Below are 25,143 nucleotides of genomic sequence, written 5' to 3'. Positions count from 1 at the left end.
AACAAGTCTTATATTTACAATAGGATACTTATTCGTATTATTATTTCACTCATTACTTTATGAAATTATATTAATGATTAATTATTTCTATTGATGGTATTACCGTCCTATTTGGTATCTCAGCGGTGAAATTTTACGCTGAATTAATTAAGGAATGAGACTATATATGTTAAAAATCATAAAGATACTCGTAACAACGGCATTGTTGTGCATACCTGTGGTGGCTCTGTCTGAAGAGATTGGCTCGGTAGACACTGTTTTTAAATTTATCGGGCCTGATCACAAAATTGTCGTGGAAGCGTTTGATGATCCTGATGTTAAAAATGTGACTTGCTACCTGAGCAGGGCAAAAACAGGTGGAATAAAAGGGGGTTTAGGACTTGCGGAAGATACTTCTGATGCAGCTATTTCTTGTCAGCAGGTTGGAGAGATTGAACTCACAGACAAGATTAAAAAGAGCAGCAAAAAAGGTCAGGTGGTTTTCCAGAAACGAACCTCACTGGTGTTTAAAAAACTTCAAGTCGTTCGCTTCTATGATGCAAACCGTAATGCATTAGTCTATTTGACATATTCCGATAAGATGATCGATGGTTCACCGAAGAATGCGCTCAGTGCTGTACCCATTATGCCGTGGAAGACGGTGGAAAATTGAGGGGCAGGATGGGTTCTTACAGGGATATCCCATCCTGTCATTGTTAGAGACTTACTGATATACCCGTTATCTTTCAAGTTGCCTCTTTGTTGGCTGCACTCACTCACCCCGGTCACATAGTTCGCTATGCTCCCGGGGATTCGCTCCTTTGCCGTCGCGATGCATCTTGAAATCCATAGGGTATAGGTTCAAGTTATGCTTCCAAATCACCACAGAAACGATAGCCTTCACCGTGAATGGTGGCGATAATTTCCATCGTATCTGGCGTCGATTCAAAATGTTTACGGATACGACGAATCGTTACATCAACAGTACGGTCGTGAGGTTTCAATTCACGACCTGTCATTTTTTTCAGTAAATCTGCGCGTGTTTGGATTTTGCCTGGATTTTCACAGAAATGAAGCATGGCGCGGAACTCGCTGCGTGGCAATTTATACGGCTCACCAGCTGGGCTTATCAGAGAACGGCTATTGATATCTAATTCCCAACCGTTGAATTTATAACTCTCAACTTGGCGGCGTTCCTCGCTGACATTACTCAGATTCATGGTACGAGAAAGCAGGTTGCGGGCGCGAATAGTCAATTCACGCGGATTAAATGGTTTGGTGATGTAATCATCTGCGCCAATTTCCAAGCCAAGGATTTTGTCTACTTCGTTATCACGGCCGGTCAGGAACATCAAGGCAACATTTGCTTGCTCACGCAGTTCGCGGGCAAGTAACAAGCCATTTTTGCCTGGAAGATTAATATCCATAATCACCAGGTTAATGTCGTTGTTTGACAGAATATGGTGCATTTCTGAACCATCGGTGGCTTCATAAACTATGTACCCTTCAGCTTCGAAAATGCTTTTTAGGGTATTGCGAGTGACAATTTCGTCTTCAACAATCAAAATGTGCGGGGTTTGCATGGTTGCTACCTAGAATCGCTTAAAAATAAATCAGAATGATTCAAACTACTCTTATCTCAGGATATTTACTGGTTATTATTTGTCATCACTGAAATTATAGCCCAAATCAGTAATAACATTTTATTGATATGTTTTACACTGAAAGTAAAAGTTGCTTTTCCTTTGGTGGGTATATACCCAAAAAAACTGGTTAAACAGTGTTATGTTAGTCCATTAACAGCAATATAACAGCTTGCAATGCATTTACCATCTAAAAAAACTACCTTTTATTGACGTACATCAAAATTGATTGTAGCACGTTAATATTATTTATATTGGTTATTTTATACCTTGTATTCTGTCATGCAAATGACAAATTCTTGTTAACGCACAGAGTGGTTTTGTTCGAAAAATAATCCCCCATGAGCTTGGCGGTGAACAAAAATAACTGATTTTTACGAAAAGATAAAATATATTGTTAATTTTGTTAAAAATGGATTTAATAACTAAAAGATTGGGTTCAGTAAGAAATATTTGTTTGTCTTGATGACCATGAAATGAATTATTCCAATATTAAAAATATCAAAAGCGTAAGGTTATTTAGAGAAAATGTTTGACTTTGCGCACAAATTCATTTAACCAATATAGGGTCGAACCCATTAAATGACAGACAGGAACCTATGCAAACTATCAGCCTGAAAACCACAATTATTACCACCACCGGAACCACAGGTTGCGGAGCGGGCTGACGCATATATAAAACAGAGAAAAAAGCCCGCATCCAAATCAGATGCGGGCTTTTTTTTGGCGCGGAATCAGGAGAAAAATGTTAATGCGAGTGCTTAAATTTGGAGGAACTTCGATCGCTAATTACCAGCGAGTGTTGAGCGTTGCCGATATTGCAGAGAAAAAACTTTCTCAAGGAGGGGTTGCGTTGGTGCTTTCTGCTCCGGCAAAAATTACCAATCATTTAGTGGCTATGATTGAAAAAACGGTAGCTGGGCAAGAGATCATTACCCATATGCACGATGCTGAGCAGATCTTTGTTGATTTATTACAGGGGGTGGCACAGGCACAACCCGGTTTTGCTTATGAACGGTTAAAAATGATGGTTGAGCAAGAATTTGCTCAATTGAAACAGGTTCTGCATGGTATTTCGTTACTGGGCCAATGCCCGGACAGCATTAACGCTTCCCTGATTTGTCGTGGGGAAAAACTCTCTATCGCCATCATGGAGTCTGTATTGCAGGCACGTGGTCACAAGGTCACGGTGATTGATCCGGTAGAAAATTTGTTGGCACAAGGTCATTACCTTGAATCTACGGTAGATATCAACGAGTCTACGAAGCGCATTGCTTCTCTGAATATTCCTGATGACCATATTGTTCTGATGGCTGGATTTACGGCTGGAAATGATAAAGGGGAGCTAGTTGTCCTGGGGCGTAATGGTTCTGACTATTCTGCTGCGGTTTTGGCGGCTTGCTTGCGGGCGACATGTTGTGAAATCTGGACTGATGTGGATGGTGTTTATACCTGTGATCCCAGAGTTGTGCCGGATGCACGGTTATTAAAAGGCATGTCCTATCAGGAAGCGATGGAGCTCTCTTATTTCGGTGCCAAGGTATTGCATCCACGGACCATTGCTCCAATTGCTCAATTTCAGATCCCTTGTTTGATTAAAAATACCTCCAATCCAGATGCGCCTGGAACACTGATCGGTGACGGGCAGAAAGATGAAAGTACGCCGGTAAAAGGGATTACCAACCTGAGCAATATGGCAATGATTAACGTATCAGGTCCTGGTATGAAGGGGATGGTGGGTATGGCGGCAAGGGTATTTGCTGTCATGTCCCGCAAAGGGATCTCTGTTGTGCTGATTACTCAGTCATCTTCAGAATACAGTATCAGCTTCTGTGTCCCTCAACGTGAATTGGAACGCGCGCGTCAGGCACTGAGTGAAGAATTCTATCTTGAGCTGAAAGAGGGGGTTTTTGATCCTTTAGATGTGATGGAAAATCTTTCCATTATCTCTGTTGTTGGCGATGGTATGCGTACCCTGCGCGGCATCTCTGCCCGTTTCTTCTCTGCATTGGCGCGCGGTAATATCAATATTGTTGCAATCGCACAGGGATCTTCTGAACGTTCCATCTCTGCGGTTATCGATAATGAAGTGGCAACGACAGCTGTTCGTTTGTGCCATCAGATGTTATTCAATACCGATCAGGTGATCGAAGTTTTTGTTGTCGGTGTTGGTGGTGTAGGCAGTGTTTTGATTGAACAAATCCGTCGTCAACAAACATGGTTGAAGCAAAAGCACATTGATTTACGGGTATGTGGTATTGCTAATTCACGGGCCATGTTGACGGACATGAGAGGTATTTGCCTTGATAATTGGCAGCAATGTTTATCAGAGGCTAAAGAACCTTTTAGTTTGAGCCGCCTGATCCGTTTAGAGAAAGAGTACCATTTACTGAACCCGATGATAGTGGATTGTACCTCTAATCAGCAAATTGCTGATCAATACGTCAGTTTCCTGAGTGATGGCTTCAATGTGGTCACGCCGAATAAAAAAGCCAATACTTCGTCAATGGCTTATTATCATCAGATTCGTAAGGCGGCAGAGAAATCTAAACGCAAATTTCTGTATGACACTAACGTAGGGGCTGGCCTGCCTGTTATTGAAAACTTACAAAACCTGCTTAATGCGGGTGATGAACTCATTCAGTTCAATGGCATTCTTTCTGGTTCTCTCTCTTTTATTTTCGGTATGCTGGATGAAGGAATGTCACTATCTCAGGCAACGTTACTGGCAAAAGAGAAAGGCTATACCGAACCCGATCCGCGTGATGATCTGTCCGGTATGGATGTTGCCCGTAAACTGTTGATCCTCGCTCGTGAATCAGGTTATGAACTTGAATTGGATGGTATTGATGTGGAGCCTGTACTGCCAGCCTCCTTTGATAGCCGAGGGGACGTGGATGCTTTCCTTGAACGTTTACCTTCTCTTGATCAGGTTTTCAACCAGCGGGTGGCAGAAGCCAAAGGGCAGGGAAAAGTATTGCGCTATGTTGGCATAATTGAAGAGGGCCGTTGTAAGGTGAAAATCTCCGCAGTGGATGGTAATGATCCGCTTTATAAAGTCAAAAATGGCGAAAATGCGTTGGCATTCTACACGCGTTACTATCAGCCAATACCGCTGGTACTGCGGGGATACGGGGCGGGTAATGATGTTACTGCCGCAGGTGTTTTCGCAGATATGCTGCGTACCTTGTCCTGGAAACAGGGAGTTTAATTGTGATTAAAGTCTATGCGCCTGCATCTATTGGCAATGTCAGTGTTGGGTTTGATGTACTGGGAGCGGCGGTCTCTCCAGTTAATGGTGCTTTATTAGGTGACTGCGTTACTGTCCGGGCAGCGAAGAGTTTCAGTTTGCGTAATGAAGGGCAGTTTGTAGGGAAGTTACCTGAGAAACTGGAGCACAACATTGTTTATCAATGCTGGCAATTATTCTGCCAGCGTTTGGGCAAACAATTACCAGTGGAAATGACGCTGGAAAAAAATATGCCAATTGGTTCTGGCCTTGGCTCCAGTGCTTGTTCTGTTGTTGCAGGTTTGATGGCACTGAACGAGTTTGCAGGTCTCCCATTTTATGAAAGCCAATTACTGGCAATGATGGGGCAACTGGAAGGACGTATTTCCGGCAGTATTCACTATGATAATGTCGCTCCATGTTATCTCGGCGGTTTGCAACTGATTATGGAACAAGGAGATGTTATCTGTCAGCCAGTACCTACGTTTGATGAGTGGTTATGGGTGATGGCCTATCCGGGCATTAAAGTTTCTACCGCAGAAGCCAGAGCAATTTTACCTGTGAACTATTCGAAGCAGGATGTTATCGATCATGGACGTTTCCTTGCCGGGTTTATTCATGCTTGTCATACACGGCAACCAGCGCTGGCAGCCAGATTGATGAAAGATGTGGTTGCTGAACCGTATCGTACTCAACTGTTACCGGGTTTTGCTAATGCGCGTGAAACAGCAAAACGGGTAGGGGCATTGGCGTGTGGTATTTCTGGTTCTGGCCCGACATTGTTCTCCATTTGTAATGATATGGCGACCGCAGAGGAAATAGCTGAGTGGCTGCAACAGCATTATGTTCAGAATGATGAAGGTTTTGTACACATTTGCCGTCTGGATCTCGCAGGCGCACGACAAATAGGGTAACTAATGAAACTGTATAACTTGAAAGACAACCGCGAGCAGGTGAGTTTTGCACAAGCAGTCAAACAGGGGTTAGGCGAACAGCAAGGGCTTTTCTTCCCGCAAGATTTACCCGAATTTAGTCGTGAAGAAATTGACCAACTGTTGAAACTGGATTTTGTCACCCGCAGCGGTCGCATTCTCTCCGCGTTTATTGGCGAGGAAATTCCGCCAGAACAACTGGCGACACGAGTTAAGCATGCTTTTACTTTTCCGGTTCCTGTGACCGATGTGGAAAATGATGTTGCAACGCTGGAATTATTTCACGGCCCGACGCTGGCATTTAAGGATTTTGGCGGCCGTTTTATGGCGCAAATGTTGGCACAAGTTGCCGGTGAGCAGCCAGTAACTATCCTGACTGCGACTTCCGGCGATACGGGGGCAGCAGTAGCGCACGCCTTTTATGGGCTGAATAATGTACAGGTGGTAATCCTCTATCCGCGAGGCAAGATCAGTCCGTTACAGGAGAAACTATTCTGTACATTGGACGGTAATATTCACACGGTGGCGATTGATGGCGATTTCGATGATTGTCAGGCGTTGGTTAAACAGGCGTTTGATGATCAGGAGTTGAAACAGGCTTTGTATCTCAATTCAGCCAACTCAATTAACATCAGCCGCTTGTTGGCGCAAATTTGCTACTACTTTGAAGCAATTGCTCAGCTACCAGAAGATAAGCGTGAACAACTGGTTATCTCTGTACCGAGTGGGAATTTTGGTGATTTGACCGCGGGTTTATTGGCAAAATCGATGGGATTGCCGGTAAAACGCTTTATCGCTGCCACTAATGTTAACGATACAGTTCCACGTTATCTAGAGGATGGAAAATGGTTGCCTCATCAGACCGTTGCCACGCTTTCCAACGCAATGGATGTGAGCCAGCCAAACAATTGGCCCCGGATTGAAGAACTGTTCTATCGTAAATCCTGGCCGTTGAACGAATTGGGATATGGTGTAGTCAGTGATGAGGTAACTGAAGAGACAATTAAAGAACTGGCTAAACTGGGTTATATCTCTGAACCTCATGCAGCGGTTGCTTATCGTGTTCTGCGTGATCAATTACAAGAAGATGAATACGGGTTATTTCTTGGTACAGCTCATCCAGCGAAATTTAAAGAGAGAGTGGAGCAGATTCTGGGTGAGGAATTACCATTGCCCAAAGCTTTGGCTGAACGGGCTGATCTGGAGTTGCAGTCCCATTACTTGCCGGCAGATTTTGCTAGGTTGCGATATTTCTTGATGGAAAGAGCACCCAAGTCATTATAAAAGTGGGCGCCGCACAGATCATGCGGCGTTTATTATTGATAATAAGCTCTTAATATTGTTCTGGGCGCTTAAATACCAGCTCATTCCCTTTGGATAACGATTCATCAAAGGCATAGCCATCCAGATTAAACTCCACCAGACGGTCAGTTTGCGTTAATTGGTTCTGAATAATAAACCGGCTCATCAGCCCGCGGGCTTTTTTCGCATAAAAACTAATGATTTTATACTTACCGTTTTTCTCATCGAGAAATACAGGTTTAATAATTTTACCGGCTAACTTTTTCGTATTCACGGATTTGAAATATTCATCGGAAGCCAAATTAACCAACACATTATCACCTTGTTGTTCCAGCGCCTCATTGAGCTTTTCCGTGATCAAATCCCCCCAGAAAGCATAGAGATCTTTACCGCGTTTATTTTCCAGTTTGATCCCCATTTCCAACCGGTAAGGTTGCATCAGATCTAACGGACGAAGTACACCGTAAAGGCCAGATAAAATCCTCAGATGATTCTGAGCAAAATCAAAATCCTTATCGGAGAAAGATTCAGCTTGCATACCGGTATAAACATCACCTTTAAATGCCAGGATAGCTTGACGGGCATTTTCTGGTGTGAAATCAGCATGCCATTCGCCAAAACGGGCTGCATTCAGACCAGCCAGTTTATCGCTGATACCCATCAGGCTAGCAATTTGGGCAGGTGTCAGTTTGCGACAAATACTGATTAACTGCTCTGACTGGTTGAGTAATGCTGGCTGACTATATTTTTCCGTGGCAAGTGGGCTTTCATAATCAAGGGTTTTTGCAGGTGAAATAGTAATAAGCATAATATCGTCCCGGTTGTTCAGATGAAGTTACTTTAACAAAAGATAGGATAATAAAGAATTAATAACGACGATAGCGGAAACTGTGTACGTGATATCTGTCGGGTAACAAGCTGATAATTTTGTACTTCATTTTATTGATCGATATTGAACTTAATGTTAAAAATATTTAAATAATTTATAATGGTATATTTTAATTTAAATTTATATATAAATTTAAATTAAGTTTTTATTAATTATTTAAATGTCAGCTTTTGTGCGTTTGATCGATTTTTTTTGAATTGTAATATAGTAATTATTCTAAAAGTAAGAGCACTTCTTGCAAATTTGTTTGTTATAAAACTAGAGGAATAGGTATGCAATCAACAGCTCAAAAACTATTTCAGCCCATATTTACTCGCAAAGCTGAACCTATAAAGTTATTTAGTGTTTCTCAAGACGATATTGGTTTCGAAGAAATTAATCAAATGATTATTGGGCGTATTAAACGTGATGCTGACCTGCTCATGAGTGTCAGTGAGAGTATCGCTCACATTTAAAATGAAAGCCTGCTGTATTCTAGCAGCGGGCTCTTTTTTGCGAGGTTGCTATGAAAAAACACACCGTGTTGCTTAAAGATAGATTAGATAAAATTCACGTGCTTTCTACAAAGTCCGGGATCCCATTGAGAAAATTCTTGAAGGAGAATTACATACCCCAAGATTCTATACTTTGCTATGTGAATGATAAAATAACAGATGATCAAAGTTATATAGTAAAAGAAGATGATAAAATCGTTTTGGATATGGTAAGGGCATATCAGCTCCCTGAATATTGCAGAACTTTACGTTTATGGGAAGATGATGGAGTCGAGGTGACTCAGGAAAATACAGATTCAATTTACACTAAGAGAATACTTTGGTTTAAAGAGAATGGCATTTGCGATCTAAAGCAAACACAATTTAATGAGGATAATTTCGTAAAATACATTGATGACATGTTTGTTCAGGGGATTCTTGCTAAGTCTTTGATTAAGGAAAACGATAAAATTATACTTGCCTTATCTGGAGGCAGAGATAGTCTGGCATTATTATATCTTTTAAGAAGAAATGTGGATAAATTGCCAAAGCATGAGTTAATTGGAGTTACTGTTGCTGATACGGCAGCGTCAGGTGCAGATGTTAAAGTGGCTGCTGAGGCTATCGCAAATTTGGGTGTAAGAGACTATACGATATTACCGCTTTCTTATGTTAATGAAACGATGCATTTTATAAATGGTTTTGAAAACGTTATTGAAAAAGTGCTTGTAACAAATGGACGTGGGCGTTCAATTGCTTTGTGGCATACTATTATGAGAGCTTGTGTTGAAAGATTTGCAAAAGAAAAGGGAGTTTTCAATTTATCGTTTGGCTACCATTTTGAAGATTTATTTACCAGTATATTTAGAACATATACTTTGGGAATATTATTAGGTGAGTCGGCTCCATTGAAAACATGGGGGGAGTTTACGCATGTATCACCATTATGGACAATAACTAAAAAAGAATTGACATTATATCTTAAGATTGTGGCTCCTGAACACCATTCGAAACAGGGATCGCCTACAGACTATGATAGAGGAGATCATAATAGGGATATAAATTACTTTATAGCTGATTTATTATCGGGTGTTTGGCCAGGGTTGGGATTCAACTTTTTTGAGTCACTTGAGAGATTATATAAAAATTATAATATAGAAAATCCTAAATATGATATATGTGATAATTGTGGAATTACATATACACATGCTTACGGTGATGATTTTGATAATAGGAAATTTAGGCACGTTTGTAATCATTGTTCTTATTTGATTGAAATTGGAGAAATACCATTGTTGAAATCGATTGGGTAAATAAAATATAAGTGGGATAAGATATGGAGAATAAAAATAAGCTATTATCCTCTGATATAATATCTATCTTTGGTACAGGAATAAGTGAAATAGCGCTTCTTTCACTTGTATATTCAATTACCAAGTCGGAGATAGATACATCTTTAATGGTATCTGTGAGATTAATGGCGAGTATATTAGTTTTTGTGGTTATTGGTGGGCTAACTGCTCGGTTTAATATGAGGGCTATTTGTATTTCTTCGGATTTATTTCGGGTAGTAACAATATTTCTTGCTGTATTTGTCAATAATATATATTTATTGTTTTTCATATCTTTTCTTCTATCATTTTTTTCAGGTTTGAATATATCAATAAGGTCAGTAGCATACCAAGCATTTGTTAGCTCAGAAGAAAGAGTGGCTTTTATATCAAAGCAACAATTCTATTATGGATTGCTCTCTATATCTTCTCCATTGATAGCTGGTTTTTTGATAAATATGATTTCAATACGCCCCTTATTTTTTATTGAATCAATGTGTTTTATTTTATCAATTATATTTCTCTTTTTTATCGGCGATTGGGGAACTAAAGTAAAGGAAAAAGATATTTCTATGAAATATGGTGGGTTAGAATATATTATCAAGAATAATACGCAGAGAAATATATTATTATTCAGGATAAGTATTTTAACTGCAATGGTGTCATATCAAGTAATTTCGACCTATATAGTGACTTCTAACTATACAACAATTTCCTCTTTATTTAGTGGGCCATATTCGTTTTCTTTTTCTGATTTGATTGCTTATTTTTCCTTTTTAGCTTCTGTTTCAATGTTATTTGGGTCTTATTTATCTGGTCGCTATTTTACTATAAGTAGAATAAAAAAATCTTTCTTTCTTGGTTCTCTATTGATTGCAATTGGGAGTATCCTTTGGGCTATGCCTTTATCAAAAATTGTCCTGTTATACTATACTCTGGGGACCGTGCTTATTTTTATCGGACTTTCTTTTTTAAGAATCTCTCTCTATACATCAGGGCAAGAGCTAACTCCAGAAAAATATTTTGCGAGAATAATATCGTCTTCGGATGCAATTTCAAGAAGTTACCAATCAGCCTTTGGTATTATAATAATATGGTTAATCCCTTTGCTAGGAAGTAGTGTTTTATTTGTCTTTTTTGCAATGTGTTCTTTAAGTTCAATTGTTGTTGCAAAGAAAATAAGTGCTGACGTTGAGAATAAACTCACATTAAAGTAGTTTATTTTAAAGGAAATTATTGGCAATGGTTTCAATTTACTGAATTTTTATCTCTGTGATGAGATCCTCAAACCAAGAGACTTTGCTAGCGGGGGGTCTGTAATGATGCTCTAAAGTTTAAAGGATTTGCTATCGAAAACGTTTGTAAATCAACCAAACATCCTCAATTGTTTTTACCGCCTTGCAGCAAGATCTGACCATGTTATTATCAACGGATGGCTCAGAAACAATGCCACAATTTCACGCATAACGATGAGATATGACAAAATGACCGATAAACTAACCTCCCTGCGTAAACTGACAACAGTAGTGGCAGATACCGGGGATATTGCGGCGATGAAGCTTTATCAGCCACAAGATGCGACAACTAACCCATCTCTGATCCTTAACGCTGCACAACTTCCTGAATACCGTAAATTAATTGATGAAGCAATTGCGTGGGCGCGTGAACAGAGCGATTCCCGCGAGCAGCAGATTGTGGATGCCAGTGATAAACTGGCGGTAAATATTGGCTTGGAAATTCTCAAACTGATCCCCGGCCGTATTTCGACAGAAGTTGATGCTCGTTTGTCTTATGACACTGAACGCAGTGTTGCTAAAGCTAAACGCCTGATTAAGTTGTATAACGAGGCGGGTATCAGCAATGATCGGATTTTGATCAAATTGGCTTCAACTTGGCAAGGTATCCGCGCGGCTGAACAGCTAGAAAAAGAGGGTATCAACTGTAACCTGACACTATTGTTCTCCTTTGCTCAGGCGCGTGCTTGTGCGGAAGCGGGTGTATATCTGATTTCGCCATTCGTTGGTCGTATCCTTGACTGGTATAAAGCGAACAGCGATCAGAAAGAGTTTGCTCCACATGAAGATCCCGGCGTCATTTCTGTGACTGAAATCTACCAATACTATAAACAACATGGCTATAACACTGTGGTTATGGGAGCAAGTTTCCGTAACGCTGGTGAGATTTTGGAATTAGCGGGTTGTGACCGTTTGACTATTGCCCCTGCGTTGTTGAAAGAGCTATCGGAAGCTCAGGGTGAAGTTGAACGTAAACTGAGTTATACCGGTGAAATTAAAGTGCGTCCAGAGCCATTGAATGAAGCTCAGTTCTACTGGGAACATCATCAAGATGCAATGGCAACAGAAAAACTGGCGGATGGTATCCGTAAATTTGCTATCGATCAGGGTAAACTTGAGAAGATGATCGCTGATCTGCTGTAATAATAGGTTATAAGCTATTCTTTTAGTGTCAAAGGCGGCATAATTAGCCGCCTTTTTGCCATCAGTTAATTGAGGTTTGTATGAATGAATTGCGCATTGGCTTGGTATCCGTCTCTGATCGTGCATCGAGTGGGGTTTATCAGGACAAAGGGATTCCGGCATTGTCCGAGTGGCTGAAAAGTGCGATTACCACCCCTTTTCAGATAGAGGCTCGTCTGATCCCGGATGAGCAGATCATCATTGAACAAACCTTGTGTGAGCTGGTGGATGAAATCGGCTGTCATCTGGTTTTGACCACTGGTGGAACGGGTCCGGCACGCCGAGATATGACTCCTGATGCCACATTAGCGGTTGCAGATCGTGAAATGCCGGGCTATGGCGAACAGATGCGTCAGATTAGTTTGCAATTTGTTCCAACGGCAATTTTATCCCGTCAGGTTGGTGTTATCCGCAAGCAGGCGCTGATTTTGAATTTGCCGGGGCAACCAAAAGCAATCGCAGAAACGTTGGAAGGCTTGAAAGACGAAAATGGCAAAGTTCTGGTATCCGGCATTTTTGCCAGCGTGCCATATTGTATCCAATTGCTGGATGGCCCATATGTGGAAACCAATGATAAGGTAGTCGCGGCTTTTAGACCGAAAAGTGCTTGTCGTTAAGCAATGGGTTGATTAGAGAATCAAAAAATCAAACTTTTATCCGCCACCTATCATCATCTACCGGTTGAGGTTTTGGCTCAGGAAGATAAGGTTCTTGCTAAATCAATCAGCGAGGCTGAGTTTTTCGGGTTAAGGATACCTTTAAAACCGACTGGTAGAAATTGCGTTAACCACGGATAAGCTTTATCTGCGTGCGTTGCATCAGGCATGTTGTGCAGTGCAATATTACCTAAACCGGCCATTAATTCAGGGGATGTTGTGATCACGTAAGTGGCAATGCCCGGCACAACAACCAGGAAAGGCAAAATGAGTTTCAGAAAGGCGGCGAAAACAATTCCTTTCTGTGCTTCCTGAATTGATTTTTCGGCAAGAGTACGCTGAATAATGTATTGGTTGAAGCCCCAATAATAGAGGTTTGCGACCCATAAACCGCCAATCATTACAGCAATACCAGGCAAGTTTATGAATTCAGGGTTACTTTTATCCAAAATCATTTCAAAGTGCCCCGGTGCCGCATCAGCCATTTTTGCAAATCCGGCCATCATGCCGTCACTACCGCCAATATAACTGATAGCGATAAATGTTGTGAGCAATCCACCTAATATCAGGAAGAAGACTTGAATAACATCGGGCCAAACTTGTAAACGTTACCATTTGGTGGAGATGTAATCAGAATCACAAAATTGTTATTAAATATCCTATTTGTAACTTATCTTAATTCTTAATAATTTGTTTTAATTAATAGATTAAGTAAATTTACTGTGACTTTTAACTCATGTTTGCAGAATATGTTAAAGTTGAACACCTTATCTGTATTTTAGGTTTATATTTAAACTTTTTGTGTAACCGTTTACATTTGCGTGATTGGTATCTCAGATTAGTGTTAATGTCCGTTGTTAAACTGTGTCCAGCCCAAGTATTAATAAAGATTTTCACAATCGGTGTTGAAAAATATACCCAATGGATTTCAAGATGCATCGCGACGGCAAGGGAGCGAATCCCCGGGAGCATAGAGAACTATGTGACCGGGGTGAGTGAGTGCAGCCAACAAAGAGGCAACTTGAAAGATGACGGGTATATAAAAAGTAGAGACTGCTATGCCCAAAATTGCATTCAATCCTGTTGAACATCCCCATCGTCGTTACAATCCGCTAACCGGGCAATGGGTTTTAGTCTCTCCTCATCGAGTGAAGCGGCCGTGGTGTGGGCAAGATGAGCAGCCATTGATAGATAATATTCTTAACTATGATGAGCAATGTTTTCTTTGCCCATCAAATACACGTATTTCCGGTGATAAAAATCCTGCTTATCAAGGAACCTTTGTTTTTAATAATGATTTTTCGGCTTTAATGCCCGATTCACCTGATGTGCTCCAATCGTCTCACCCGTTATTTAAAATACAAGGAGTACGAGGATTAAGTCGCGTGATCTGTTTTTCTCCTGATCACAGTAAGACATTGCCTGAATTGCCGGTTAAACATATTCGTCAGGTAATTGATACCTGGAATGAGCATATTGAAATACTGGGTAAAGAATATCTTTGGGTTCAAATTTTTGAAAATAAGGGTGAAGTAATGGGATGTTCTCAGCCTCATCCACATGGACAAATTTGGGCAAATAGTTTTCTGCCAAACGAAATTGAACGTAAAGATAAACAGTTACGTAACTATTACCAAGAACAAGGTTCCAATTTACTGATGGATTATGTTCAGGCTGAATTAGCTGATGGTGAACGGGTGGTGGTCGATACAACCCATTGGTTGGTGGTTGTGCCTTATTGGGCTGCATGGCCCTATGAAACCATGTTATTACCTAAAGTTCATGTTCGTCGTATGAATGAATTAACGGGTGAACAACGCGATGATTTGGCGGTTGCGCTTAAAAAGCTTACCAGTCGTTATGACAATTTATTTCATAGCTCTTTTCCTTATTCAATGGGTTGGCATTTTGCGCCGTTTTTTGCACAAGGCAGCGATATTGAACATTGGCAACTGCATGCACTTTTCTATCCGCCATTATTGCGATCGGCTACTGTGCGAAAATTTATGGTGGGCTATGAAATGTTTGCTGAAACACAACGTGATTTAACGGCAGAGCAAGCTGCTCAGCTTTTGCGTGCTGTGAGCGATGTACATTATAAAGAGCAGCAATGCTCATTATCGAGTGGTTGATACCATATTTGAGAGTAATGTGATGGAAACTTTAATTAATCGCGTTAAAAATGTTTTTGATTTAGTATTTCATTATACGCCGACACATATTATTCAGGCACCGGGTCGGGTTAATTTGATTGGAGAGCACACGGATTATAATGACGGCTTTGTATTGTCCTGTGCTATTAATTACCAAATCGTGGCTGCTGCGGCGAAACGAGAAGATAATATTATTCGTGTTGTTTCGGTTGATTATAATAATCAGTTAGACGAGTTTGATATTAGCCAATCTATTATATTTCATGAAAGTAAAATGTGGGCTAATTATATTCGCGGTGTTGTAAAGTGTCTGCTCAGTCGTGGGTATATATTTAACGGGGCAGATATTGTGGTAGTGGGTAATGTGCCACAAGGGGCGGGATTAAGTTCATCGGCTGCACTGGAAACAGTTATTGGTCAAACAATTAAAAACCTTTACCACTTAGCCATTAGCCAAACAGAAATAGCATTAAATGGGCAGCAAGCTGAAAATGAATTTGTCGGTTGTCATTGTGGCATTATGGATCAATTGATTTCCGCACAAGGTAAGAAGGATCATGCGTTATTAATTGATTGTCGTCATTTAACCACGCAAGCCGTATCTATGCCGAAAGATATTGCAGTTATGATTATTAATTCAAATAAAAAACGGGAATTGGTTGGCAGTGAATATAATGTTCGTCGGACTCAATGTGAACAAGCAGCCGCACTATTTGAGGTTAAAGCTTTGCGGGATGTGGCATTAGATGAGTTTGAAAAACGTCGTGTTGAGCTGGATAGTGTAGTGGCTAAACGTGCACGCCATGTGATCACGGAAAATGAACGTACACTTTTGGCAGCAAAAGCATTAGCAAAGGGTGATATGCCATTAATCGCGGAACTTATGGCGCAATCACATCAGTCAATGTGTGATGATTTTGAAATTACCGTACCTGAAATCGATACCTTGGTTGATATTGTGAAACAAGTCATTGGTAAACAGGGTGGAGTGAGAATGACTGGTGGTGGGTTTGGGGGTTGTGTGGTGGCTTTAGTTCCACAAACTTTGGTTGATGTGGTTAAGGCTGCGGTAGAACAACATTATTTTGCGTTGACAGGTCTGAAAGAGGCCATTTATGTGTGTCAGGCTTCGGACGGTGTAAATCTGGTTGAAACACTGTAGGCAATAAAATGACAGATGCTTACTTTGAATTATTGAACGCTTCAATGACACAAAATGTTGCTTGGGATGGAAAGAAAACAAATCTTGTCTGCCTTTCCAATGTTTCAGGTTTTTCTATGGTGCTGATGGACATTGGCGCTTCGTGGTTAAGTTGCCGTGTACCTTTAATAGCGCAGGGGTAAATATCATCGGCTTTTTCTACCATCTTTTCCTCTGAAAATAACGGACTGGAAGAGGAGAAAAAATTTGCCTTCTTCCAACCCGCGGTTTATTACGGTTTTATCTCGCCAATGGGCAGAATAGTGCGTCCATACTGCTCATTCAGCACTTCCGCCATTGCCAGATAAAATGCGCTGGCACCACATATTATCCCTTCATAACCGGCAATCGTCAGAAGAGTGGTATTTCCGGTAAAGTTGCCAATCGCTAACAAAGCGAACAACAGTGTCAGGCCACCAAAGATAAACTGTAGTACGCGGTTAGCCTTGAAGGTGCCAAAGAACATAAACAGAGTAAACACACCCCATAGGCCAAGATATACCGCTAAATATTGGCTGCTGGTGGCTTCTGCCAGTCCCATTTTAGGCAGAAATAATAACCCGACCAGACTGAGCCAAAACAACCCATAGGAGGTGAAAGCCGTTGCGGCAAAGGTATTGCCTTTCTTATATTCAAAAATCCCTGCCAGTACTTGAGCCAGGCCGCCGTAGAAAATGCCCATACTCAGGATAACGGATGCCAGTGGAAAGAGACCTGCGTTATGCAGATTAAGCAGAATGGTTGTCATGCCGAAGCCCATTAGCCCTAAGGGGCCGGGATTAGCCAATTGATTCGCGCTCATAAGTCCTCTGAAAGAAAATCATAAAAGTCATAAATAGCAAAGGAGGCGAATCATAATGATCTGTCAGCAATGAAACAATAATCTTTGAAATAATAAAAAGGTTTTTTTTTCGCATCCCCCCTTGATGATAGCTTTAACGACCCCATCTTATAATCAACCGCAGTTGCTAATCGCTGTCCTATACAGCCGGTGTTATAAGCAAGGGTGAGGAATCGCGTAGAGGCATAAAAATGGGTGCCATTGAAAAGCAGAAAGTCATCCTCATATTGATTAGCAACTTGACTGATTACGAATTTCTTTGGAGGCGTTTAGATGGGTAAAATTATTGGTATCGACCTGGGAACTACCAACTCTTGTGTAGCTATTATGGATGGCACGACAGCTCGTGTGCTGGAAAACAGCGAAGGTGATCGCACAACCCCTTCCATCATTGCTTATACCCAGGATGGTGAGACTCTGGTTGGTCAACCGGCTAAACGTCAGGCTGTTACTAACCCGCAAAATACGTTGTTTGCTATTAAGCGTCTGATTGGCCGTCGTTTCCAAGACGAAGAAGCGCAACGCGATGTAGCTATCATGCCATACAAAATTATTGCGGCAGATAATGGCGACGCATGGCTGGAAGTGAAAGACCAGAAGATGGCTCCTCCTCAGGTTTCTGCTGAAGTTTTGAAGAAAATGAAGAAAACGGCAGAAGATTATCTGGGTGAGCCAGTGACTGAAGCGGTAATCACCGTACCTGCATATTTTAACGATGCTCAGCGTCAAGCAACCAAAGATGCTGGCCGTATCGCAGGTCTGGAAGTAAAACGTATTATCAACGAACCAACCGCTGCTGCACTAGCTTATGGCTTGGACAGAGAAGTAGGTAACCGTACTATCGCGGTTTATGACCTTGGTGGTGGTACTTTCGATATCTCTATTATCGAAATCGATGAAGTTGATGGTGAAAAAACATATGAAGTGCTGGCAACCAACGGTGATACTCACTTGGGCGGTGAAGACTTCGACAGCCGTATGATCAACTACTTGGTTGACGAATTTAAGAAAGATCAGGGCATTGATCTGCGTAACGACCCATTGGCAATGCAACGTCTGAAAGAAGCAGCGGAAAAAGCAAAAATTGAACTCTCTTCTGCACAACAGACCGATGTGAACCTGCCATATATCACCGCAGATGCAACCGGTCCTAAGCACATGAATATCAAAGTGACCCGTGCGAAACTGGAATCACTGGTAGAAGAGCTGGTTAAACGTTCTATGGAGCCTGTACGAGTCGCATTGCAAGATGCCGGCCTGTCAGTTTCTGATGTGAACGATGTCATTTTGGTGGGCGGTCAGACCCGTATGCCAATGGTACAGAAAGTGGTTGCTGACTTCTTCGGTAAAGAGCCACGTAAAGATGTGAACCCTGACGAAGCGGTAGCAATGGGTGCTGCGGTACAGGGCGGTGTTCTGGCCGGTGATGTGAAAGATGTCTTGTTGCTGGATGTTACACCACTGTCTCTGGGTATCGAAACAATGGGTGGTGTTATGACTTCCCTCATTGTGAAAAACACCACGATCCCAACCAAACACAGCCAGGTGTTCTCTACGGCAGACGACAATCAGTCTGCGGTAACTATCCATGTGTTGCAGGGTGAGCGTAAACGTGCCGGTGATAACAAATCTTTGGGCCAGTTCAATTTGGATGGTATCCAAGCAGCACCTCGTGGTATGCCTCAGATTGAAGTGACTTTTGATATTGATGCTGATGGTATTTTGCATGTATCTGCTAAAGACAAAAACACTGGTCGCGAACAGCAGATCACTATCAAGGCCTCTTCCGGTCTGAATGAGGACGAAATTCAACGGATGGTTCGTGATGCAGAAGCTAACGCTGAATCTGATCGTAAATTTGAAGAGTTGGTACAAACGCGTAACCAGGCAGATCAACTGGTTCACGGTACCCGTAAGCAAGTAGAAGAAGCGGGTGACAAGCTGCCAGCAGAAGATAAAACTGCGATTGAAAGTGCTATCACTCAGCTAGAAACCGCAGCGAAAGGCGAAGATAAAGCGGATATTGAAGCGAAAATTCAGGCTTTGGTTCAGGCTTCCGCTAAGTTGTTGGAAATTGCTCAGCAGCAGGCTCAGGCTGGTGCAACCGCAGACGCTGGTGACAGTGCGAAGAAAGATGACGACGTTGTAGACGCTGAATTCGAAGAAGTTAAAGATAAAAAATAATAGCCCTTAGCGGGCGCGGTGACAGTTAGATGATGACAACTGTTGCTGATTAACCGGCACGGGCGTCGAGGGAACTCTGCGCCCGTGCGCGTATGTTAAGGGTAAAATAAGAGATGGCGAAAAGAGATTATTACGAAGTTTTGGGGGTTTCCAAAACAGCGAGCGAAAAAGAGATTAAAAAAGCCTATAAGCGGCTGGCGATGAAATATCATCCTGATCGTAATCAGGGTGATAAAGAAGCAGAAAGTCAATTCAAAGAAGTTAAAGAAGCTTATGAAATTCTGACGGATGACCAGAAACGGGCTGCTTATGACCAATATGGTCATGCTGCTTTTGAACAAGGCGGCATGGGCGGTGGCGGTTTTAGCGGCGGTGCTGATTTTAGTGATATCTTTGGTGACGTTTTCGGTGATATCTTCGGAGGTGGTCGTCGTCAACAGCGTCCAAGCCGCGGTGCTGATTTGCGTTACAGCATGGAGTTGACGCTGGAAGAAGCAGTTCGTGGTGTGACCAAAGAGATCCGTATCCCGACACTGGAAACCTGTGATGCCTGTCATGGTAGCGGCGCTAAAGCAGGAACCAGCCCTGTAACCTGCTCAACCTGTCAAGGTGCTGGTCAGGTTCATATGCGTCAGGGGTTCTTCACCGTTCAGCAACCTTGTCCACATTGTCATGGACGTGGTCAGATCATTAAAGATTCTTGCCATAAATGTCATGGTCATGGGCGAGTTGAAAGATACAAAACCCTGTCTGTTAAGATCCCGGCAGGTGTGGATACCGGTGACCGCGTTCGTTTGAGTGGTGAAGGTGAAGCGGGAGCTAAAGGCGCACCCGCAGGTGATCTGTACGTTCAGGTACAGGTGAAATCGCACCATATTTTTGAGCGTCAAGAAAGTAATCTCTATTGTGAAGTGCCGGTTAACTTTGCAATGGCGGCACTGGGCGGAGAAATCGAAGTACCAACCCTTGATGGCCGTGTGAAATTGAAAATACCTGCTGAAACCCAGACAGGTAAAATGTTCCGCATGAAAGGCAAAGGTGTTAAATCTGTCCGTGGTGGCATTCAGGGTGATTTACTGTGCCGGGTAGTGGTAGAAACGCCAGTTAAATTGAATGAAAGACAGAAAGAATTACTGTGCGAATTGGGTGAATCTTTCGGTGGTGCTGGCGAAGAAACGAATAGCCCACGTTCTAAAAGTTTCTTCGATGGTGTAAAGAAATTCTTTGATGATTTGACTAAGTAATAGTCGATGTCGCCACATATATACCCTGTGGATTTCAAGATACATCGCGACGGCAAGGGAGTGAATCCCCGGGAGCATAGCGAACTATGTGATCGGGGTGAGCGAGTGCAGCCAACAAAGAGGCAACTTGAAAGATAACGGGTATAGAGCTGGATTGCTAAATAAAGCTCAAATTACGGGTGAAAAGTCCTCGTTTTAAATGAGGACTTTTTGTTTAAATTGAAAATTATAAACTAACAGTAATTTGTGTGAGCAAGTTATAGGCATCATCCTCTTTCGGTGTCACTGATGGGTGATGAGTATACGATAAGCTATTAGTCCAATAGATTCCGTTGTAAACACGATAGGTATACGCTACAGAAGCGGTTGCACTATAACTTTCAGCAAGTTGACCATTGCGGGCGAAGTAATCTTTTGCATCGTTACTGAATTTATCGTATGCCAGACCAAAAGTGACCATATCGTTTGGACGTGAATTAAATGGCCCAATGCTGAACAGTGATAACGAAATATCAGCATTAAATAGGTTACGATTCTTTGGTGCGTAATTGGCTTTGCCGTCAATATACCAGCCACGGAAAGGCATTGACGCATCCGGTTTGGTTATTTGGCGGGTAGCCGCTATATAATGAGAGTAAGTGTTATCTTCATACTCTAAGTTATTATAGTTAAAATAAGGTGTTTTATTGAACACCGATCCGCCCCGCAGCCAGATCATATTTTCCGTTTCATTGGTATTAACACGATAACCTAATTCATTGATCACCAAGGTGCCTGCTTTGGGAAGTTTCCAGCGCAGACCGTAAGTATTATATTTTGAGTCTGCCTTTAAACCTTCTGAGCTTTGACTTCTGGCAACACCAATGTGGTCATACCAACGTTTATTTTCCGATAAAAACCGAATATCTATCGATGGACTCGGTTTGGTCATGGTGAGGCCAGCTTGGGCCAACATGACACTGGTTGGCCCCAACGCGGATGAGGCTGTACTGCTACCAAAAAATAATCCATAGAAATTGAAGAGTAGTGTTGTATAGCCGTAATTTAATATTACTTGGTCATTAAATAAGGGTTGGTTAATGGAAAAGGCTGAGACAAAAGGATGTCCATCTTGACCATTATTTTTGAAGTTATTATAAGCATAGGTTAAACCTAAACGCAGTTGTGCTTTATCAGTGAAACCAATCCGTGATAAATCGTAAGTGAGTTCTGTAGCCGCCATATTACCGGTAGTTAAGCGCTGTCCCATATAATTGGGATTAGGTGTATTTTTCCAGCTTCTTGATACATCGTAGGTTAGGTTAGTGAGTAGTTGAAAATTTGCATAAAAGCCACGATCTGCCATCTCTTTTCTAAGGCCGCCCCATTCAGGAAATACGGTATCGCATGCAGATGAAACCGAAGGTGTTTCTTGTCCTCTCGGTAAAAGGGCATCATACGAGCTACAGCTATTTTCTGCTGCCACAGTAATATTGTTATAAAGCAAAATAAGTGGAACTGTGAGTAAACGAAATTTATTGGTTATTTTCATTTTTTTCCTCCGGGGATTTAAGCGTATTCCCGTGACTGCTTATCACCTCTTTATACCAACTAAAACTTTTTTTACGTCGCCGTTCTAATGTCCCATTACCTTGGTCATCACGATCGACATAAATAAATCCATATCGTTTTGACATTTCTGCTGTAGAGGCGCTGACCAAATCTATTGGCCCCCATGAGGTATATCCTAATAATTGAACACCATCTTCAATGGCTTCTCGTATCTGAAATAAGTGATCGTTGAGATAGTTAATACGATAATCATCAATAATAGAGCCATCGTCTTGAATAACATCCCTGGCACCCAAACCGTTTTCTACAATAAACAGGGGCTTCTGGTAACGGTCATATAGCATATTGAGAAGATAGCGAATACCTTGGGGATCGATTTGCCATCCCCATTCTGAGCTGGACAGATAAGGATTTTTCACCGGATTAATTATATTCCCTGAGGTCTTGATAATCTCAGGATTTGTCGTTGCACAGCTACTCATGTAGTAACTGAAAGAGAGAAAATCAACGGTTTCTTTGAGTGCTTTTTTATCTTCATCTGTTATATCAAGTGTAATATTTTGCTCTTCAAATAGACGGGACATATAAGATGGATAATATCCACGAGCTTGTACATCAAAGAAGAACAACCATTCGCGATTCTTTTTCAATGATTCTAATATATCATCAGGGTGACAAGTCAATGGATAATAAGGTGCCGCTGCCACCATATTACCTATTTTTGCATCAGGAATAATTTCATGGCAGGCTTTAACTGCTTTAGCACTGGCAACTAATTGATAATGTAGCGCCTGATAAATATCTTGAATTTTACTTTTTTCTGGTAATCCTGCGCCGGTAAAACAAGAGAATAAAGACATGTTAATTTCATTGAATGTCAGCCAATATTTTACTTTATGTTGGTAACGTTTAAAAACAGTTCTGGTATAATGGTCAAAAAACGTAATTGTTTCACGATTTCCCCAACCACCATATTTTTTTACTAAGCCATAAGGCATTTCAAAATGAGAAAGCGTAATCAATGGTTGAATATTATGTTTTATCATTTCGTCAAAAAGGCGATCATAAAAAGCTAAACCATTTTCGTTCGGTATTTCTTCATCTCCTTCAGGGAATATACGTGTCCAGGCGATAGAGGTTCTCAGGCATTTAAATCCCATTTCAGCAAATAGCGCAATATCTTCGGGATAACGATGATAAAAATCGATACCAATATCCTTAATATGAAAATCACCCAAACTGCGTTCTATGCTGTGACCAATGACTCCGCGGGGTTGCATATCTGAGGTTGATAACCCTTTGCCATCTATTTGATAGGCACCTTCAACTTGATTTGCAGCCAGCGCTCCTCCCCAAAGGAAGTTATTTGGAAATTGTTTGTTCATGATTTTCCTCTTGTTAATTGCTCGTTAAACTTGGAAGATATCTTCTTAATATGATTCTTCCTCTCAGAGTTTAAATTAATTTTTTGTACGGGATGTTATTGGTGAAGCTTTTACTTCTGATGGCAAACCGAATAAATAGGTTGCGATACAGGAGAAGACAAATGAACCTAACGAACCTAATACGACACTCCAGAAAGCACTATCTATGCCGGAGGGAGAAATAAATGAGGTAAATGCAAAGATACCCATGCCGCCAACGTTATATGCTGTTCCTGAATAGAAACCGACAATTGCCCCGCCAAGTGCCCCGCCAATACAACCGATAATAAATGGGCGTTTTAGTGGCAGTGTGACACCATAAATAGATGGCTCAGTGATGCCAAAGAGACTTGATATCAGTGCGGTACCTGATAATGTTTTCATATTCTTATCGCGTGTACGTAAAAATACCCCCAGAGTTGCACCTGCTTGACCAAATATTGCTGGCTGGAGCAGTGGAGAGAGCATATCTCTTTTCTGGGTCATCATATTATTGATCATTATTGGGATAAGTCCCCAATGCAGACCGAAAATGACACAAACCTGCCACAATGCGCCCATCAAAAGTCCAGCAATGACCGGATTTAATTGATAGAAAAAGAGATATCCCGCTGCCAGGCTATCACTGAGCTCTGTTGCTATAGGGCCAATAACTAGAAAAGTCAAAGGAACCGTAATCAATAGACATAGGAAAGGTGTGGCAAACATTTTGAAGGAAGAATGAAACCAACTGTTAAACTTCTTTTCCAGCAAGCAGCTAAACCATGCTGATAAAATAATGGGAACAACTGTTGAGCTGTAATTAATGAAAGTAATAGGGACACCAAGGAAATTGAGGTGAATAGCAGGCGTAATTTGTGAAAGTTTAAATGTCTCGGTCATGGTTGGATAGGTTAAGGCTGCCCCGATAACCATGGTAATAAAAGGGTTGCCTCCGAACCGCTTACCTGCGGTATACCCTAATAAAATAGGCATGAAATAGAGCATTGCATCACCGGTAGCGTATAAAATTTTATAGGTACCGCTGTCTATGCTCATCCAATTGAATACGTTGGATAAAGCGAGAATGCCTTTAATTAATCCGGCTGCAACCAATACACCTAATAGCGGGGTAAAAATACTGGAAATAATATCAATGGCGACATCAAGAATGCGTTTTAAACCTCTGGCGTTATCTCGTTTTATCTCTTGTGGTGAAGTTATATTTTGTGCTGCTTCTGCGTCATCTTGTAAGTATTTATGATTAATATCATCGTAAACATCACCTACATGGCTACCGATGACTACCTGATATTGCCCACCACTCTCTACTACGGTAATAATTCCCGCAGTCTGTTTGAGTAATTCGCTATTGGTCAGGCTGCTATCTTTAAGTTTAAATCGTAAACGAGTCGCACAATGGACTAGGCTAGATATATTCTCTTTCCCACCTATTGTGCTGACTATTTTCTCAGCCAGACTTTCGTATCTCATTGGACCTCTCCTTCATTTTAGTACGCTGAAAACAGCGAAAGGCCAAATTTAAGGTAAAAAAAAACCTAACCCACCATCTACAATCGCCTTGGAATAAGGGAACTGTAGCGTGATGGATTAGGTTTTGCCCGACGTCAGTCGCAACTAAGTCGGTAACAAGC

At 41.5% G+C, this 25,143-nt stretch carries 22 protein-coding genes and 1 other annotated feature; of the genes, 15 read left to right on the top strand and 7 right to left on the bottom strand.

The features are described 5' to 3' along the window. The first annotated feature begins 166 nt into the window (after nucleotides 1-166). Nucleotides 167-652, top strand: a complete 486-nt coding sequence (creA, locus tag AACQ83_RS06570) for a protein CreA (RefSeq protein ID WP_112876420.1) — start codon at nucleotides 167-169, stop codon at nucleotides 650-652. A 193-nt stretch (nucleotides 653-845) separates the two neighbouring features. Here creA and arcA read toward each other — a convergent pair whose 3' ends face one another. Next, nucleotides 846-1,562 carry a two-component system response regulator ArcA gene (gene arcA / locus AACQ83_RS06565; RefSeq protein WP_011144944.1) on the bottom strand — a complete coding sequence of 239 codons (717 nt, stop codon included), beginning with the start codon at nucleotides 1,560-1,562 and terminating at the stop codon, nucleotides 846-848. A 659-nt stretch (nucleotides 1,563-2,221) separates the two neighbouring features. On the opposite strand from arcA, the gene AACQ83_RS24560 reads away from it, so the two are divergent. From AACQ83_RS24560 to thrC, 4 genes are all read left to right on the top strand, one after another. Continuing rightward, the gene (locus AACQ83_RS24560) at nucleotides 2,222-2,290 is read left to right on the top strand and encodes a thr operon leader peptide (protein ID WP_110882773.1); all 69 of its coding nucleotides are present in this window, start codon (nucleotides 2,222-2,224) and stop codon (nucleotides 2,288-2,290) included. Continuing rightward, nucleotides 2,229-2,348: a sequence feature (Thr leader region), on the top strand. Its footprint overlaps the gene before it by 62 nt. A gap of 25 nt (nucleotides 2,349-2,373) precedes the next feature. Then, entirely contained in the window at nucleotides 2,374-4,833 is a 2,460-nt protein-coding gene (gene thrA, locus AACQ83_RS06560) for a bifunctional aspartate kinase/homoserine dehydrogenase I (protein ID WP_112876514.1), read from the top strand. A 2-nt stretch (nucleotides 4,834-4,835) separates the two neighbouring features. Then, nucleotides 4,836-5,765 carry a homoserine kinase gene (thrB, locus tag AACQ83_RS06555; protein WP_112876421.1) on the top strand — a complete coding sequence of 310 codons (930 nt, stop codon included), beginning with the start codon at nucleotides 4,836-4,838 and terminating at the stop codon, nucleotides 5,763-5,765. Nucleotides 5,766-5,768: 3 nt separating this feature from the next. Continuing rightward, nucleotides 5,769-7,067, top strand: coding sequence for a threonine synthase (thrC, locus tag AACQ83_RS06550; protein ID WP_112876422.1), 1,299 nt, complete (start codon nucleotides 5,769-5,771; stop codon nucleotides 7,065-7,067). 49 nt (nucleotides 7,068-7,116) lie between these two features. On the opposite strand, the gene yaaA is transcribed toward thrC, so the two are convergent. Further along, complete coding sequence (gene yaaA, locus AACQ83_RS06545) at nucleotides 7,117-7,893, bottom strand: peroxide stress protein YaaA (RefSeq protein ID WP_112876423.1); 777 nt, start codon at nucleotides 7,891-7,893, stop codon at nucleotides 7,117-7,119. A gap of 353 nt (nucleotides 7,894-8,246) precedes the next feature. On the opposite strand from yaaA, the gene AACQ83_RS06540 reads away from it, so the two are divergent. From AACQ83_RS06540 to mog, 5 genes are all read left to right on the top strand, one after another. Beyond that, nucleotides 8,247-8,429 (top strand): hypothetical protein, encoded by a 183-nt coding sequence (locus AACQ83_RS06540; RefSeq protein WP_088374870.1) that lies wholly within the window; start codon nucleotides 8,247-8,249, stop codon nucleotides 8,427-8,429. A 50-nt stretch (nucleotides 8,430-8,479) separates the two neighbouring features. After that, entirely contained in the window at nucleotides 8,480-9,760 is a 1,281-nt protein-coding gene (locus tag AACQ83_RS06535) for a hypothetical protein (RefSeq protein ID WP_112876424.1), read from the top strand. 23 nt (nucleotides 9,761-9,783) lie between these two features. After that, the gene (locus AACQ83_RS06530; protein ID WP_112876425.1) at nucleotides 9,784-10,995 is read left to right on the top strand and encodes an MFS transporter; all 1,212 of its coding nucleotides are present in this window, start codon (nucleotides 9,784-9,786) and stop codon (nucleotides 10,993-10,995) included. A 267-nt stretch (nucleotides 10,996-11,262) separates the two neighbouring features. Further along, nucleotides 11,263-12,216, top strand: coding sequence for a transaldolase (gene tal, locus AACQ83_RS06525; protein ID WP_112876426.1), 954 nt, complete (start codon nucleotides 11,263-11,265; stop codon nucleotides 12,214-12,216). A gap of 80 nt (nucleotides 12,217-12,296) precedes the next feature. Next, a complete protein-coding gene (gene mog / locus AACQ83_RS06520; RefSeq protein WP_112876427.1) occupies nucleotides 12,297-12,872 on the top strand; it encodes a molybdopterin adenylyltransferase in 576 nt (191 codons plus the stop codon). Between the two features lie 77 nt (nucleotides 12,873-12,949). Here mog and AACQ83_RS06515 read toward each other — a convergent pair whose 3' ends face one another. Continuing rightward, nucleotides 12,950-13,465, bottom strand: coding sequence for a sodium:solute symporter family transporter (locus AACQ83_RS06515; protein ID WP_240000717.1), 516 nt, complete (start codon nucleotides 13,463-13,465; stop codon nucleotides 12,950-12,952). A 504-nt stretch (nucleotides 13,466-13,969) separates the two neighbouring features. On the opposite strand from AACQ83_RS06515, the gene AACQ83_RS06510 reads away from it, so the two are divergent. From AACQ83_RS06510 to AACQ83_RS06500, 3 genes are read left to right on the top strand one after another with little or no spacing between them, the layout of a single operon-like run. Further along, nucleotides 13,970-15,043: a UDP-glucose--hexose-1-phosphate uridylyltransferase gene (locus AACQ83_RS06510; RefSeq protein WP_112876430.1), complete on the top strand. Its 1,074-nt coding sequence runs from the start codon at nucleotides 13,970-13,972 to the stop codon at nucleotides 15,041-15,043. Nucleotides 15,044-15,065: 22 nt separating this feature from the next. Then, nucleotides 15,066-16,226, top strand: coding sequence for a galactokinase (galK, locus tag AACQ83_RS06505; RefSeq protein ID WP_112876515.1), 1,161 nt, complete (start codon nucleotides 15,066-15,068; stop codon nucleotides 16,224-16,226). Nucleotides 16,227-16,234: 8 nt separating this feature from the next. Next, nucleotides 16,235-16,408, top strand: coding sequence for a hypothetical protein (locus AACQ83_RS06500; protein ID WP_192880978.1), 174 nt, complete (start codon nucleotides 16,235-16,237; stop codon nucleotides 16,406-16,408). Nucleotides 16,409-16,497: 89 nt separating this feature from the next. Here AACQ83_RS06500 and satP read toward each other — a convergent pair whose 3' ends face one another. After that, nucleotides 16,498-17,067, bottom strand: a complete 570-nt coding sequence (gene satP, locus AACQ83_RS06495; RefSeq protein WP_112876431.1) for an acetate uptake transporter — start codon at nucleotides 17,065-17,067, stop codon at nucleotides 16,498-16,500. Nucleotides 17,068-17,379: 312 nt separating this feature from the next. On the opposite strand from satP, the gene dnaK reads away from it, so the two are divergent. After that, entirely contained in the window at nucleotides 17,380-19,290 is a 1,911-nt protein-coding gene (dnaK, locus tag AACQ83_RS06490; protein WP_112876432.1) for a molecular chaperone DnaK, read from the top strand. Nucleotides 19,291-19,403: 113 nt separating this feature from the next. Further along, nucleotides 19,404-20,534, top strand: a complete 1,131-nt coding sequence (gene dnaJ / locus AACQ83_RS06485; RefSeq protein WP_112876433.1) for a molecular chaperone DnaJ — start codon at nucleotides 19,404-19,406, stop codon at nucleotides 20,532-20,534. A gap of 226 nt (nucleotides 20,535-20,760) precedes the next feature. On the opposite strand, the gene AACQ83_RS06480 is transcribed toward dnaJ, so the two are convergent. The 3 genes from AACQ83_RS06480 to AACQ83_RS06470 all read right to left on the bottom strand — a co-directional run bounded on the left by AACQ83_RS06480 (nucleotide 20,761) and on the right by AACQ83_RS06470 (nucleotide 24,982). Then, nucleotides 20,761-22,065 carry a carbohydrate porin gene (locus AACQ83_RS06480; protein ID WP_112876434.1) on the bottom strand — a complete coding sequence of 435 codons (1,305 nt, stop codon included), beginning with the start codon at nucleotides 22,063-22,065 and terminating at the stop codon, nucleotides 20,761-20,763. After that, nucleotides 22,049-23,470 carry a glycoside hydrolase family 1 protein gene (locus AACQ83_RS06475; protein WP_112876435.1) on the bottom strand — a complete coding sequence of 474 codons (1,422 nt, stop codon included), beginning with the start codon at nucleotides 23,468-23,470 and terminating at the stop codon, nucleotides 22,049-22,051. Before AACQ83_RS06475 ends, AACQ83_RS06480 begins: the two co-directional genes overlap by 17 nt. A gap of 75 nt (nucleotides 23,471-23,545) precedes the next feature. Beyond that, on the bottom strand, nucleotides 23,546-24,982 hold the full coding sequence (locus tag AACQ83_RS06470) for a PTS transporter subunit EIIC (RefSeq protein ID WP_112876436.1): 1,437 nt from the start codon (nucleotides 24,980-24,982) through the stop codon (nucleotides 23,546-23,548). Between the last annotated feature and the right edge of the window lie 161 nt (nucleotides 24,983-25,143).

It is taken from the genome of Photorhabdus sp. S10-54 (assembly GCF_963878145.1).
GTDB lineage: Bacteria > Pseudomonadota > Gammaproteobacteria > Enterobacterales > Enterobacteriaceae > Photorhabdus > Photorhabdus kayaii.
This window is presented reverse-complemented; position numbering and strand designations above follow the sequence as displayed.

Coding starts and splice junctions, on each gene's coding strand:
- creA (WP_112876420.1), top strand. CDS start 167: ATGTTAAAAATCATAAAGATACTCGTAACAACGGCATTGTTGTGCATA.
- arcA (WP_011144944.1), bottom strand. CDS start 1,562: ATGCAAACCCCGCACATTTTGATTGTTGAAGACGAAATTGTCACTCGC.
- thrA (WP_112876514.1), top strand. CDS start 2,374: ATGCGAGTGCTTAAATTTGGAGGAACTTCGATCGCTAATTACCAGCGA.
- thrC (WP_112876422.1), top strand. CDS start 5,769: ATGAAACTGTATAACTTGAAAGACAACCGCGAGCAGGTGAGTTTTGCA.
- yaaA (WP_112876423.1), bottom strand. CDS start 7,893: ATGCTTATTACTATTTCACCTGCAAAAACCCTTGATTATGAAAGCCCA.
- AACQ83_RS06540 (WP_088374870.1), top strand. CDS start 8,247: ATGCAATCAACAGCTCAAAAACTATTTCAGCCCATATTTACTCGCAAA.
- AACQ83_RS06535 (WP_112876424.1), top strand. CDS start 8,480: ATGAAAAAACACACCGTGTTGCTTAAAGATAGATTAGATAAAATTCAC.
- AACQ83_RS06530 (WP_112876425.1), top strand. CDS start 9,784: ATGGAGAATAAAAATAAGCTATTATCCTCTGATATAATATCTATCTTT.
- tal (WP_112876426.1), top strand. CDS start 11,263: ATGACCGATAAACTAACCTCCCTGCGTAAACTGACAACAGTAGTGGCA.
- mog (WP_112876427.1), top strand. CDS start 12,297: ATGAATGAATTGCGCATTGGCTTGGTATCCGTCTCTGATCGTGCATCG.
- AACQ83_RS06510 (WP_112876430.1), top strand. CDS start 13,970: ATGCCCAAAATTGCATTCAATCCTGTTGAACATCCCCATCGTCGTTAC.
- galK (WP_112876515.1), top strand. CDS start 15,066: ATGGAAACTTTAATTAATCGCGTTAAAAATGTTTTTGATTTAGTATTT.
- AACQ83_RS06500 (WP_192880978.1), top strand. CDS start 16,235: ATGACAGATGCTTACTTTGAATTATTGAACGCTTCAATGACACAAAAT.
- satP (WP_112876431.1), bottom strand. CDS start 17,067: ATGAGCGCGAATCAATTGGCTAATCCCGGCCCCTTAGGGCTAATGGGC.
- dnaK (WP_112876432.1), top strand. CDS start 17,380: ATGGGTAAAATTATTGGTATCGACCTGGGAACTACCAACTCTTGTGTA.
- dnaJ (WP_112876433.1), top strand. CDS start 19,404: ATGGCGAAAAGAGATTATTACGAAGTTTTGGGGGTTTCCAAAACAGCG.
- AACQ83_RS06480 (WP_112876434.1), bottom strand. CDS start 22,065: ATGAAAATAACCAATAAATTTCGTTTACTCACAGTTCCACTTATTTTG.
- AACQ83_RS06475 (WP_112876435.1), bottom strand. CDS start 23,470: ATGAACAAACAATTTCCAAATAACTTCCTTTGGGGAGGAGCGCTGGCT.
- AACQ83_RS06470 (WP_112876436.1), bottom strand. CDS start 24,982: ATGAGATACGAAAGTCTGGCTGAGAAAATAGTCAGCACAATAGGTGGG.